The sequence below is a fragment of the Thermogemmatispora carboxidivorans genome, assembly GCF_000702505.1.
GTDB classification, from domain to species: domain Bacteria; phylum Chloroflexota; class Ktedonobacteria; order Ktedonobacterales; family Ktedonobacteraceae; genus Thermogemmatispora; species Thermogemmatispora carboxidivorans.
Map to the genome: position 1 here is coordinate 1943168 of NZ_JNIM01000001.1, position 12906 is coordinate 1956073.

Here is a 12906-nt window from a genome sequence, read left to right on the forward strand (position 1 = left end):
TCAGGCTCCTCTAGGAGCATGATAGCGCTGGCAGTCAATGGCAGAGAAGGCCCAAAGAAGGGCGGGATCACGCTCCTGCGTGCGCTCCGCTAAGAGCTGGCAGGTAGCGCAGGAGCGTGACCACTACCAGAGCAGGGTCGCCATGCAACAGTAGCCACTCACGCTTGAGTGACCGCCTGTGTTGAAGAGAGTGGCCGCTGTGGCAAAGGATAGGCCATGATTTCGTCGACCAGCTCGGCGCGCGTTGGCAATGCCAGCAGAGGGAGCAGATTGGGCAGACTATAATAATCGCCGGTGAAATGGTAGCTCGTTACCTCGATACCGGCTTCTATCAGTTGCCTCTCAAAGTGCTCCCCGTACTCCCCGACAACAACCAGAATCACTGACGGACCAATGCCCAGCGCCCGGCGATACTCCTGCCAGGCCGTGTGGAAGAGCGGAGGAGTATTCTCGCCACAATCGGTAACTACCAGAATCTGCTCGACATACACCTGCTCACGGGTCATCTTGGCCAGCGGAGCACCAATACTGGTGCCGCCGTCAGCTCGCACAAACTTAAAAGCCTGCTCCCAGTCACTCAGCCTTGGGCGCCGCTTTCTCGCTGGCGGCTCGATGGAGAAAGCAGCCAGGTCGAAAGCATAGACGTAGAAAGGAGCCTCGATGACAGCGCTGATCAGAGCGGCCAACTGCTTGGCCAGCTCGATAGCTGACGTCATAGATCCGCTCTTGTCGATAAAGAGCGCTGTTGGTCGTCTAATCACCACCTTGTTGGCCACGCGCTCATCGGCGACGTGCAGCAGACTGCGGGTGGTTGCCTCATCGGGCTGAGCGGCCTCGATGGCCTTCTTGACCTTCATCGTTGAGACACGCTGATCGCTGCTGGCCAGGGCCAACTTCTGGTCGATCAGGGCCTTGACCTCTGGGTGATCGAAAGCTCCGCGGCGCTTCAGCGAGGCCAGGGCATTAATAACCTCCTGGGGAGACATTGCATTGATCAGCGCCACAAGCAATGCTGGAGTGATGGTGCGCACAGCCCCGATGGCCGTAGTATACGGGATGCTCCCCTCGATGATCAGGCGAGCCTGCTCCTCTGCGCTCTCTGCCCTGGCCAGCTGCTTCAGCAGCGCCTGGGGGCTATCAGCTGGAGGCTGCTCGTCGAAGAGCAGAGCCTGGGCCCGTGGTCCGGGCTTAAGGCGCAGGCTAGCGTACAGGTGCTTCAGAGCTGAGCGAGCGCGGAGAGCGGCCCTGTCGAGCTGACGTGGATTCGCCTCGCGCGTCCGCAAGTAGTGCTGGATGGCGCTGCGCAGCGAGCGCGGAGTCTTACCGATCACCTGCTTCGTATGGTCGAGCACGCGCGCCACCTCATAAGGGGCCAGCTGCTGCAGCAGCACCCAGGCGGCTCCGCGAAACTCCGGGTAGGCGCTGGTCGCCAGGTGAGCCACAAAGAGCACCTTGTGATCGCGCACCTCGCCGTGCTCGAAGTACCACGGAGCCAGGTGACCGTAAAAGAGCGGGTCGCGTTCCAGCGCATCACGATGCAGCGACGCCAGACCTTCCAGCTTACCGTGCGGTGTGCTCAAAAATGAATTCAAGATCTGCACTCGCGCATCCTGCTCTTGCCTAGAGCGAAACTGAGTCATGATGTGATCATCCCCTCTTTCATAGAGTACAGAAAATGCCAGAGGCGAGCAGACGGACGGGCAGGCTGGCTGTTACACCTGTAAGCCTCGCGTCGCGTGATGATCCTGCCCTGATAGCGCTCTAATAGCGCTCTACAAGAAGGCAGGCCCAGGGAATGTGCCCAATAGAAAGAAACCCAGTGCCCGGGGATGGCTATCCCCGAGCACCAGGTCTCAGAACGCGCAAGTTGAGAGAGCTTTCACGCCCTTATAACGACAGCGCTGCAAGGTCGCGCTGACGGGATTCGAACCCGCTTCCACCCAAAGGGTGGATATACCAAAGAGTATGTACGCTCGCTCGGTCAGAGCGCGTTCAGATGAAATAGCACTTACTACGTGACAGTTACAGCGGAAAGGGAGCGACAGGACCACAGCCTCTGACATAGCAGGGCTTGGATGCGAGGGGCCGCTCCTACCGCCAGGCAGGTGCACCAGGCTCAGGCGGGCTGGTGTACAGGTCAGACTGGAACGCGCGAGTTGAGAGGGTGGCTCTCCCACTGAGCTACAGCCTGAGAAGGCTGTAGGGATTCGACCCCGTGACCGGCGTGGATGCTCGCTCGGTCAGGGCAGGTTCCAGCCTGGAAATAGCGCAAAGCACGGTGATTGGCGTACCTCATCAGCAAGCGCGTGAGAGGAACTAAGCCTGAGACGCGCAAGTCCAAAGAGCTTCCAAAACATTGGCGATCAAGCTCCGCGGGCATGACCTATAGAGTGTTTGTACGCTCTTTGCGTCGGGGCACGTCTCAGAACAAATACCGTCCAGATCCAAACTGTTCTGAGGGGATCAGGCTGAGACGCACGAGTTGAAGGAGCCGCTCGTGTTTCTACCCGCGAGAGTAGTAGGAGCGGGTAGACCGTCAGAGCTGGTTTGTAGGCTCCATCGGTGAGAGTGCGTCTCAGATAGGAGTGCAAACCTGCTAAACGCTGATACAGCGGCAGAGGCCGAAAGAGCGGGCCGCAAGGCCAATCAGCCGTAGAGGGCCTCCGGGCGCACGATAATCGCCTGTCTCGTGCGTACCACCACATGAGAGGCAAGCCACTCGCTCGCGATATCAAGGTGCTGCGCCAGAGCCTTCTTGATCTCCGCGTCCGAAGCCTGCCCGTTCAGACCCAGTTGCGCCAGGGGTAGCTCTTCGCTGCGACCATCGTAACGCAGGTGCAGGGTCGTCACACTTGACTGCTGAGCCATAAGCGCTCACCTCCCTGGTCGCCCTGCTGGCGAGCCGAGCGAGAACTGGAATGAGACTAATCGCTAACTCTTTGTGAAATGTCAGTCACTACTTCTGGGAGTAATATACTCGCTTTTCTTATGTTTGTCAAGGGGGTTGGCTGACGAATTTCGAGCGAGCTACCAAATTCCTGCGCAGCCTCTCGCGGTTCTTCTGCCCAGGCTTTTGTCTTCTCTTGACAGCGGTTACCTTGGGGCGTATACTTCTCTTTTAAGAGAAGGAAAAATTAGTTTTAAAAATATAAAAATTCTGGGCAAAGAGCGGACGGAGCAGGACCAGGGCCAGGCCCTCAACGTAGGCGGTGGCAGGAGCGTGAGTCTGCCTGGTTAGGGGCGGGCAGGCTCTGTCAGTCCTGTCAGTCAAGTCCGTGAAGTGGTCAACGCGATCTACCGATCAAGAGAACGTCATAGGAGCAGATTTTTATGCGGTCCGAGTCCTCGAAAATCGCAGTCAACGGAGGGGGAGAGAGCCGGGGGACAGTGAGGGCGGCCAACGAAGTTCTGAGTGGCCAGACCAGGCGTGGTCTGCTGCGTCGAGTTCTTCCTTTTTTGGGGCCGGCCTTCATTGCCAGCGTAGCCTATATTGACCCTGGCAACTTCTCGACCAATATTCAGGGAGGGGCCAGCTTCGGCTACCTGCTGCTGTGGGTGATCGTTGCCAGTAACCTGATGGCCATGCTCATTCAGGCCCTCTCTGCCAAGCTAGGAATTGCCACCGGGCTGAATCTGCCCGAGATGTGTCGCACCTATTTCCCGCGTCCTATTGTATGGGCCATGTGGCTTCTGGCTGAAATCGTAGCGATGGCCACCGATCTTGCTGAATTCCTCGGGGCCGCCGTAGGTTTTCAGCTCCTCTTTCACATTCCCCTCCTGCTTGGTGGCCTACTGACCGCCATTGTCACCTTCCTGATCCTGGGGCTAGAGCGCTACGGATTTCGCCCCTTGGAAGCGGTCATTAGTGCGCTAGTGGGTGTCATCGCGCTTTGTTACGTCATCGAGACCATCCTGGTGCGGCCTGCCTGGGGGACCATTGCCTATCATGCCCTCGTGCCGCAATTTGCCGGTCCCGAGAGCATTCTCCTGGCCTCGGGCATCCTGGGGGCCACCGTCATGCCCCATGTCATCTATCTGCATTCGGCCCTCACCCAGGGGCGGATCGTCGTCCGTGACCCTGTGCGTCTCAAGCGCCTCTTCCGCTATGAGCTGCTCGATGTTATGATCGCAATGGGCATTGCTGGCTTTGTCAATGCGGCCATGCTCATTATGGCTGCCGGAACCTTTTTTCAGGCTGGACTGCGCCAGGTTGGCACGCTCGAAGAGGCCTATCGAACCTTGCAGCCTCTCCTAGGGAGCGCCGCCAGTTGGGTTTTTGCCATTTCCCTCCTCATTTCGGGGCTTTCATCCTCGACCGTAGGCACAATGTCGGGCCAAGTCATTATGCAAGGCTTTCTCCACCGCCAGATTCCCGTCTGGGTGCGGCGTCTCGTGACCATGCTGCCATCTCTACTCGTGATCATGCTCGGCCTGGAACCGACGAGAACGTTAGTCATCAGCCAGGTGGTGCTCAGCTTTGGCATCCCTTTTGCTCTTGTGCCACTGATACTCTTTACGCAGCGTCGTGATATCATGGGGGTATTAGTCAACAGCCGGCTGACGACCGTTCTCGCCTGGTTGGTTGCCGGGCTGATTATAGCTCTCAATGTCTTTCTCTTGTATCAGGTCTTGACAGGAGGCTAAGAGAATGTTGCTTGTTAGTGAGAAAGGAGAAAACGATAGCAGTCGGCAGCCGGCCATCAAGCGAGGAGCGGAGGAAGGTGTTGAGCAAGGTGCCGGGCCGGACCTGGGGAGCGAGTGTGACAAAGTCTTTGCAGGGAAGAGCGGCAGGCTAAGACTACTCGTTCCTTTAGATGGCTCGCGTCTGGCCGAGGCTGTGCTCCCGAGTGCAACGGCTCTGGCCCAGCGCTATCAAGGCGAGATCGTGCTCCTGCATATTCTGGAGCAACATCCGCCGTCTCAGGTACATGGTGAACGGCATCTACGCGACCTTGCCGAGGCAGGGATCTACCTTGAGGAGGTAGCTGCGCGTCTGCGCCTGGAAGATCTGGCGGTTGCTGTGCATGTCCACGAGAATCGGGAGCAGAGCGTTACGCGGGGCATTGTGGAACATGTGCAGGAGTTAGAAAGCGATCTCGTAGTCATGTGCACACATGGCAATGGAGGCGTACGTGATCTTCTCTTCGGCAGCATTGCCCAGCAGGTATTGCAGCGAGGTCCCTGCCCTATCTGGCTAGTCCAGCCGCGCAAGGATGGAAGCGCGCCGTCTTTCAAGCTAAGGCGCGTGCTGGTGCCTCTTGATGGGACCCCGGAACACGAGCCGGCGCTGCCGGCGGCCATTGCTCTGGCGCGCGCTTTTGCAGCCGGGCTCTGCCTTGTCTTTGTGATTCCGACGCTCACAACCTTAGTGGGAGAGGCGGCAGTCTCAGGTACCATGTTGCCTGCCACTATGCGTGCTGTCCTTGACCTGGCTGAACAGGGGGCACGCTCCTATCTACAGCAGATTGTCGAGCAGTGTCAAAAGCAGGGGGTCAGGGCTCAGGGGGAAATCTTGCGAGGAGAGACTGTGCTGGAGGTTGTCAAACTGCTTGAGCGCCAGGAGATAGATCTGGTTGTTCTGGCCAGCCACGGTCGGGCCGGCCTTGATGCACTGCTGAGCGGCAGTGTGGCCCCACGCCTCGTAGGGCGCGTGAGCGTGCCGCTGCTGCTGGTGCGCGCCACAAGCCTGTGACGGCAACGTTCATGGCTGACGGCCAGCCAGCGCCCCGGCCTGGCTGCTACCTCCATTCAAGATGAGAGGCTGGGCTGGAGGCAGTCCGTTGAATCGTCCTCGTCTTCCTGAAGGCTCACCGTAATCTGTTCCGCCAGTTCGGCGCTCAGCAAGTGCTCAGCGGCCTGGCTCTCCTCGCCAACGAGGATGCGCAGCGGCCCACCGAAGGGTACCCGCTCAATCACACGCACTTGCACTTCTGGATACAGGCCCATCTGTCCCAGATAGCGCAGTTTGGCCGCATCTTGATCGTTGACGCGCAGAATACGGGCCGTTTGTCCTTCAGGCACCTGCAATAAGGGCTGGCCTGGGCGCTGGGCAATGACCCCTTCCTTACTGGGAATGGGGTCCCCGTGGGGGTCAACGGTTGGGTAGCCGAGGAGAGCGTCGAGCCGCTCCTCGAACTCTTCTGAGATTACGTGCTCCAGGCGATCGGCCTCCTCGTGCACTTTGTCCCAGCTATAGCCCAGTTCGCGCGCCAGATACAGCTCTAGCAGCCGATGATGGCGAATGACCTCTTTCGCTTTGCGCTCTCCTAGCGGGGTCAGACAGACCCCCCGGTAAGGGGTATGCTGGACCCAGCCGGCCTTGGCAAACTCTTTGAAGAGCAAGGTCACGGTGGCGTCGCTGACCCCTAGACGCTCGCTCACCGCCGAGGTTGAGACTTTTTGGCCGCGCTCCTGCATGGTGTAGATGACCTTCAAGCAATCGCTGACGCGCGGAGCCAGTGCCTGTATCGGTTCATCCATGCGCTCATATCCCGATCTCTGAAATTTCTAATGCAGGAAATCTATATCACATCTTCAGCATGTAAGCAAGGTATGGCGAGAGGCCGCCTGGCAAGGATGGGCAACAGTTGGCCGGGCCGGTGGAGGCGCGCCGTTGCGCGGTCTACCGCCCAGATCTCAGAGCTTTTCTTACCAGAAAGCCAGCACCATTGTCACCACCCCGTAGAGAAGACACACCAGGCCCAGAGCATAGTAGGCCAGGGATTCAGCGATGCCATCCAGGGCTGCAGCCAGGAGCAGAAGAGGGATGCCGATGAGCAGGGTCAGGCCCTCGGCCAATAGACGTTTACCCAGACGCAGATGGGGATAGCGATGAAGGAGCAATACGAAGGGGAGAATTACCAGCTCGCAGGCGCCGACTCCCAGTATGAGGGTGCCCATCACTATCGAGGGCATCGAGAAGCAGAGGCCGGCCACGCCGAAAAAGGCGAGAAAGGCCCCCCACAGGTAGAGTAAGGTGCTGACCAGACTCTCGCCCCAGCCCCGACGCCGTTGCTGCTGCTCTGATGCGAAGGGGACAGGCAGTGCCCCAGAGAGAGGATACGGTCCTGGCGTCTCTTCTCTCGCTCCCTGTGCATAAGGATCAAAGGTCGCCCCTTCCAATGAATAGGAGGGGACTGCAATCTCTGGTGAAGCAAGCAGAGGTGTCAAAGACCTGTACTGCCGCTCGTCCAGGGGATTAGGCAGATCCGAGGCGAGTGGGAGCCGGACATTCGCATAGCCTGCCTGCTCTTCTTGTGGCAGCAGCTCAGTCAAATCGGTGTACGCCTCTGCCAGGGTACTGCCGCAAAAGGCGCAGAAACTACTTGCCGTATCATTCTCACGACCACAGCTGGGACAACATCTTTTCATCGCACTTCTTACGCGGCAGAGATGAGGGCCGCGCCCTCCCCAAATTTCAAACGCCAGAAACCAGCACGCCACATAGCCTGACCCCCTGCAGGCACTGGCGTCGGCGGTCGCTGCGCTACCAGACGGAACCGCAAGCATGGCGTCAATTCTGTCTGGTTCAACGCTCGCCGCAGCCAGGGAACGTGTTGGTTCTCTTCCCTCTCTTTCGTGGCGGCCACCGGGGGCCGGTGCAGATAGGGAAAAACAAGAGAGATAGGCCCTCCCTGGACAGAGCGCCTGGCTCCACAGGTGCCTCCCTCCTATCGATCAGCGTCTGACCTTCTAGCCTCCCGGCCAGCCAAGGCAGACAATAGATCCCTGTGGTTCGGGTATCCGCTTTACTGCCTGGGAGAGCTACTTTTTCATTCTAATCTGACCGTGGGGAAAAGGCAATGGCGAGCGAGAACAAAAGGCTGCTCCCTCCTGATTTTATCGCTTACAACCGTTCAGCCTGGTGCTCGCGTCTGCTATACTGCTATGGTTCGAGAGGGAGGGAGGCCATACGCTGAGCAGCCAGATGGAGAGGAAGTGAGGGCTAGCCCGAGGGCAGCTCGGGCTTTGCGGTGAGCCAGAGCGGAGCGACCGGCTGTTTGGCCGCCTGCTCTGGCTCAGCACCTGCCTTGCCCTTTCATCAGGAGTGGGGGCGGCGGGCGGCGATGAAGGAAGCATACCAGTAGCCGCTATCCTTGACAATGCGCCGTTGAGTGGGGTAGTCCACATAGATGATGCCGAAGCGCTTGCTGTAGCCGAAAGCCCACTCGAAGTTATCCAACAGCGACCAGACAAAGTAGCCGCGCACAGCAGCCCCTGCGGCCAGGGCTTCGCCCAGGGCCTGGATATGCTGGCTCAGGTAGGCAACCCGACAACCATCGTGGATATGCTCGTTGCCATCCCATTCATCATGAAAAGCGGCCCCATTCTCGGTGACCACCATTGCCTTTGGTTGATAGTCCTGTTGAAGGCGCAGCAGCAAGTCCTTTAAACCGGAAGGATAGACCTCCCAGCCCATTTCCGTATAGCCGGAACCGGGGACCGGGGCCAGTGTTGCCTGGGCCAGGCGAGCAGAGATCGGCTCACCGGTGGCCGGAGCGTTAGCGCGTACCAGCAGGCGGGTATAGTAATTGACCCCCAGGAAATCAAAGGGAGTAGCAATCAGCTCCAGGTCAGTGGGCTCCATCGTTGGAGGTTGGACCTGCAGAGCCGAGAAGAGCGCTTCAGGGTAGCGGGCGCAATAGAGAGGCTCGATGAACCAGCGATTATGGAAGACATCGGCCTGCCGCGCGATTTCCTGAGTCTCGGGCCGCTCATCGGCTGGATAAACGGGTGTGAAGTTCAAAACAATGCCCAGCTGAGCGTCGCTGCGAGTATGGGCGCGCAGGCGTGGCAGGGCCAGGGCATGGGCCAGCAGCAAATGGTGACCGGCGGTGATAGCGGCCTGGAGGTCGCGCAGGCCCGGAGCGTGCTCACCAGAGCCATGACCAAGATAGGCACTGCACCAGGGTTCATTGAGCGTTGCCCACCAGCGTACGCGGTCGCCCAGGCGACGGGCCACAATCTCTGCATAGTCGGCAAAGGCCAGGGCCGTCTCGCGGTGAAGCCAGCCACCATCTGTCTGGAGCGCCAGGGGCAGATCCCAATGGAACAGCGTAATCAGCGGCGTGATCTTGTGAGAGAGCAGACAATCAACAAGGCGCTCATAGAAATCAAGGCCACGGCTGTTGACGGGACCTTTGCCCTGGGGAAGCACCCGCGGCCAGGAGATCGAGAAGCGATACGCTCCGATGCCCAAACGGGCCATCAGAGCGACATCCTCCTCCATACGGTGATAGTGATCAGCGGCGATATCACCGGTGTCGCCCTGGTAGGTCTTGCCAGGTGTCCCTGAGAAAGCGTCCCAGATAGAAGGGCCACGTCCATCCTCGTAGGCCGCCCCCTCAATCTGATAAGCCGAGGTGGCCACTCCCCAGAGGAAATCAGACGGGAAACTGGCGCTGACCTCCAGAGCGTCTGGATGCTGTTGCATAGCAGGTGCTGTACGCGCTGGTTGACCCATTAATCCTCCTTGTTCAGATGGAGCGGCGAGGAGCCGCTTCCTGGAATAGGACAGTTCTGGCCGGGCTGCGACCGGCTGAATCGCTGTGGCTGCCATAGGTAGTGTCTCTGTCTCCCCCCCGATGCTGCTGATAGGACGTCAAACAGATGGAGATCGTTACATTCTCCATTGTGGTATATTGCATGGAAACTCGGCTTGCCCGCGCCCAGGCCCGGGCTGACCGAGGCTGATGAATGCTTCTCCCTGGCTCCGGTGCCGCAAGGAAGCAGACGAAGTTTGAATAAGGATGGGGCGACCGCAAGCGCAGTCGCCCCATCGGTTAGTGATTGGCGATTACCCCTGCGGCATCCCTGCCTGTCAAACTCACATCCATGTCTGCTTTCCAGGCGAGAAGAAGCGTCCCTACTAAGCTGAAGGGGTAATAAGCGGATCAAAGAAGCACCGGAGAGCTGCCGTTGCCCTCTCGCTGCTCGCTTACTTACTCACTTACTTACTCACTCACTCACTCACTCACTCATCGCTCAGAGAATGCTCTTGTTCCTGACGACGATGCAAAGTCAATGCTCCGCACGACTCGCGAATGACCAGGCGAGTGGGAAGCTGGATACGGATAGGAGGCTGATATCCACCCTCCGCGCCGGTGGTGGGCTGCAATGACTGCCCGTGCAGCAGTGAGAGCAGCAGCTCGACTGCGTTACGCCCCATCTCATAGAATGGTTGCTTGATGGTAGTCAATGTTGGCCTCACATGCGCCGAGAGGGGAATATCATCGAAGCCAACGACAGCAAGATCCTGCGGAATGCGCAGGCCCAGGGCCTCAGCAGCACTCAAGAAGCCGAAGGCCATCTGATCATTGGCGATGAAGAGAGCCTCGGGGCGCGCCGCAGGTGGTAGCGCGGCCAGCGCGGCAGCGCAAGTTCGCCCACTGCTCGTCTCGAAGGTGCCGTTGAAGACAAGGGCAGGATCAAAGGGAAGGCCAGCATCATCGAGGGCCTGGCGATAGCCCTGGTAGCGCTCCTGTGCGCAGCGAAATTCGGCGGGACCTTGCAGGTGAGCAATGCGCCGGTAGCCGAGGCGAATCAGGTGCAGAGTGGCCTGATAGGCACTGACGCAGTTGTCAATGCCGACCGACGGGAGCTCCGGCGAAGGTCCCTGGTCGTCGATCACAACCACCGGCAAGCCCTGAGAGGCGAGCTGCAGCAGGCGCGGGGTTAACGGTCCTGGTTGAATGACCAGCAGGCAGGAGGTCAGTCCCAGCGCCAAAATGCGGTTGACAATCGTCGTCGGACTCTGGCCGGCATTCGTGCTGTAGAGCACAATCTCATAGTCGGTGTGCTCGATCGCTTCGGCCACGCCGCGCAGTATCTCAGGAACAGTCGGCTGCGTTAAAGGCGGAGCCAACACGCCTACCAGGCGACTCCTTCCTCCGGCCAGCCCCGCTGCTGCCAGGCTGGGTACAAAACCCTGTTCTTGCATGATACGCAGCACTCGCTCGCGAGTCTCTGCCTTCACATTACTGCGCTCGTTGAGAACACGCGAAACTGTGGCCTTCGATACACCTGCCAGCCGGGCAATATCCTCAATCGTCACCTTCGGCTTCATGCTGCCTACTCCCTCCCTGCTGCATTCAGAGGCATACCCTCTACCCGCTCTTCAATGCCTTCCATCGCCACCTTCTCATGGCTTTCAGGATGAAAGCGGTTTCATTGCCTTCTACGTAAGCATAATATGAAACCGCTTTCATGTCAAGAGGACAACGCTACGCCAGCGTCACTGCCTGAAGGCGGGCGGGCTGAGAGAGCGTCAGAAGCGAGCTACTCTGGCGCTCAGGCTCCCAAATAGGCAGTGCGCACGCGCTCGTTTTGCAGTAGTGCGCTACCTGTTCCTTCCAGGACAATGTGGCCGTTTTCAATGACATAAGCGCGATCAGCTCGCTCAAGGGCAATTTGCACGTCTTGTTCGACCAGCAAAAGGCTCAGCCCCTTCTCGCGATGGATGGCGTCGAGCGCGCTAAGCAGATCATCCACAACCTGGGGGGCCAGGCCCAGTGAAAGCTCATCGATCAGCAACAGCTCAGGGTGGCTCATCAAGCCGCGGCCAATGGCGCACATCTGTTGCTCGCCGCCCGAGAGCGAGCCAGCCAATTGGCGGCGGCGCTCTCGGAGCTTGGGCAGGAGCGTATAGACTTCCTCCAGCTCCTGTTTGATGGCCTGCTGTGAGCCGGCGCGCCGGGTATAGGCCCCGAGCAAAAGATTTTCCTCCACAGTCAGTGCACTGAAGAGGCGCCGGCCCTGGGGGACATGGCTCAGGCCCAGCCGGACGATCTCCTCAGCTCGTCGGTGGGTAATATCGTATCCAGCGAAGCGAACGTGGCCTATCCAGGCTGGTAAGAGGCCCGAGAGGGTGGCCAGCAAGGTCGACTTTCCAGCGCCGTTGGCGCCGACCAGGGCCACCAGTTCGCCGCGGTGCACTTCCAGCGAGATATCCCACAGCACGCGCGTTTCATCGTAACCGCTCTCCAGATGTTCCACTTCCAGCAGTGCTGTCTCGTGCTTCTGGTCCGAATTGAGCGCTGCTGTGAGCTGTCTAGAAGCGGAGTCCATGTGAGTGCTCGCAGTACCTGGTCTCGACCGTGGCTCAGGTGGCTGCATCCCTACTCCTCCTTCTCATCCTTTTGGGAGACCGAGCGCGCTGCGCCCAGGCGAGTCTGCTGCTCACGGGCGTAGCGCTCGCCCAGGTACGCTTCGATGACGCGCTGATCTGTTAGCACCTGTTCTGGAGGACCCTCAGCGATCTTGCTGCCCTGGTGCAAAACCATGATGCGCTGTGACAGGCCCATGATCGCCTGCATCACGTGCTCAATGACCAGCACAGTTACCCCGCTAGCGTGGATGGCGCGAATCAGCGTGATCGCTTGTTCCACCTCGGTAGGTGTCAGGCCGGCCATAACCTCGTCGAGCAGCAGCAGCTCTGGCTCTAGTGCGAGTGCACGGGCCAGCTCCAGCCGCTTGCGATCGGCGACCGTGAGCTGATCCGCCCGGAAATGGGCTTTGGCCGCCAGGCCGACGCGCTCCAGTACCGCCTCGGCGGCCTCGCGCGCAGCCCTCTGTTTGAGGCCACGGCGTCCGAAGAGGGCGCCGATCATCACGTTTTCGTGCACGCTCAGGCCCTTGAACGGCTGAGTTACCTGAAAGGTGCGGGCAATACCTAAAGAAGCCCGTCGGTGAGGAGGCTGGCGACTGATATCCTGACCGCGGTAGCGAATCTGTCCGCTGCTCAGGGAGAGCGAGCCGCTGATCAGGCCGATCATGGTGGTCTTGCCGGCGCCATTGGGGCCAATAATGCCTACAATCTCCCCGCGCCGAACGGCAAAATCGAGCTGCTTGACGGCGGGGAGTCCGTCGAAGAACTTGCACACGCCCCGCAGCTCTAGCAATGGCTGC

10 protein-coding genes are annotated in these 12906 nt (G+C 59.3%); 2 read left to right on the plus strand and 8 right to left on the minus strand.

The window, feature by feature from the left end; translation table 11 throughout:
• Positions 1-158: 158 nt before the first annotated feature.
• The gene (locus N688_RS07660; protein WP_052888733.1) at positions 159-1640 is read right to left on the minus strand and encodes a vWA domain-containing protein; all 1482 of its coding nucleotides are present in this window, start codon (positions 1638-1640) and stop codon (positions 159-161) included.
• 1006 nt (positions 1641-2646) lie between these two features.
• Positions 2647-2868 (minus strand): hypothetical protein, encoded by a 222-nt coding sequence (locus tag N688_RS07670; RefSeq protein ID WP_052888735.1) that lies wholly within the window; start codon positions 2866-2868, stop codon positions 2647-2649.
• 462 nt (positions 2869-3330) lie between these two features.
• On the opposite strand from N688_RS07670, the gene N688_RS07675 reads away from it, so the two are divergent.
• Both N688_RS07675 and N688_RS07680 read left to right on the plus strand, forming a co-directional pair.
• Positions 3331-4644 carry an Nramp family divalent metal transporter gene (locus N688_RS07675; RefSeq protein ID WP_081838629.1) on the plus strand — a complete coding sequence of 438 codons (1314 nt, stop codon included), beginning with the start codon at positions 3331-3333 and terminating at the stop codon, positions 4642-4644.
• 4 nt (positions 4645-4648) lie between these two features.
• On the plus strand, positions 4649-5692 hold the full coding sequence (locus N688_RS07680; RefSeq protein ID WP_052888737.1) for a universal stress protein: 1044 nt from the start codon (positions 4649-4651) through the stop codon (positions 5690-5692).
• Between the two features lie 56 nt (positions 5693-5748).
• On the opposite strand, the gene N688_RS07685 is transcribed toward N688_RS07680, so the two are convergent.
• From N688_RS07685 to N688_RS07710, 6 genes are all read right to left on the minus strand, one after another.
• On the minus strand, positions 5749-6480 hold the full coding sequence (locus N688_RS07685) for a metal-dependent transcriptional regulator (protein WP_052888738.1): 732 nt from the start codon (positions 6478-6480) through the stop codon (positions 5749-5751).
• Positions 6481-6648: 168 nt separating this feature from the next.
• Positions 6649-7275, minus strand: a complete 627-nt coding sequence (locus N688_RS07690) for a hypothetical protein (RefSeq protein WP_156025341.1) — start codon at positions 7273-7275, stop codon at positions 6649-6651.
• A 766-nt stretch (positions 7276-8041) separates the two neighbouring features.
• The gene (locus N688_RS07695) at positions 8042-9463 is read right to left on the minus strand and encodes a GH1 family beta-glucosidase (RefSeq protein WP_081838630.1); all 1422 of its coding nucleotides are present in this window, start codon (positions 9461-9463) and stop codon (positions 8042-8044) included.
• Positions 9464-9973: 510 nt separating this feature from the next.
• Entirely contained in the window at positions 9974-11065 is a 1092-nt protein-coding gene (locus tag N688_RS07700) for a LacI family DNA-binding transcriptional regulator (RefSeq protein WP_052888740.1), read from the minus strand.
• Positions 11066-11289: 224 nt separating this feature from the next.
• Positions 11290-12066 (minus strand): ABC transporter ATP-binding protein, encoded by a 777-nt coding sequence (locus N688_RS07705; RefSeq protein ID WP_081839177.1) that lies wholly within the window; start codon positions 12064-12066, stop codon positions 11290-11292.
• 50 nt (positions 12067-12116) lie between these two features.
• On the minus strand, positions 12117-12899 hold the full coding sequence (locus N688_RS07710; RefSeq protein ID WP_081838631.1) for an ABC transporter ATP-binding protein: 783 nt from the start codon (positions 12897-12899) through the stop codon (positions 12117-12119).
• Positions 12900-12906 lie beyond the last annotated feature (7 nt).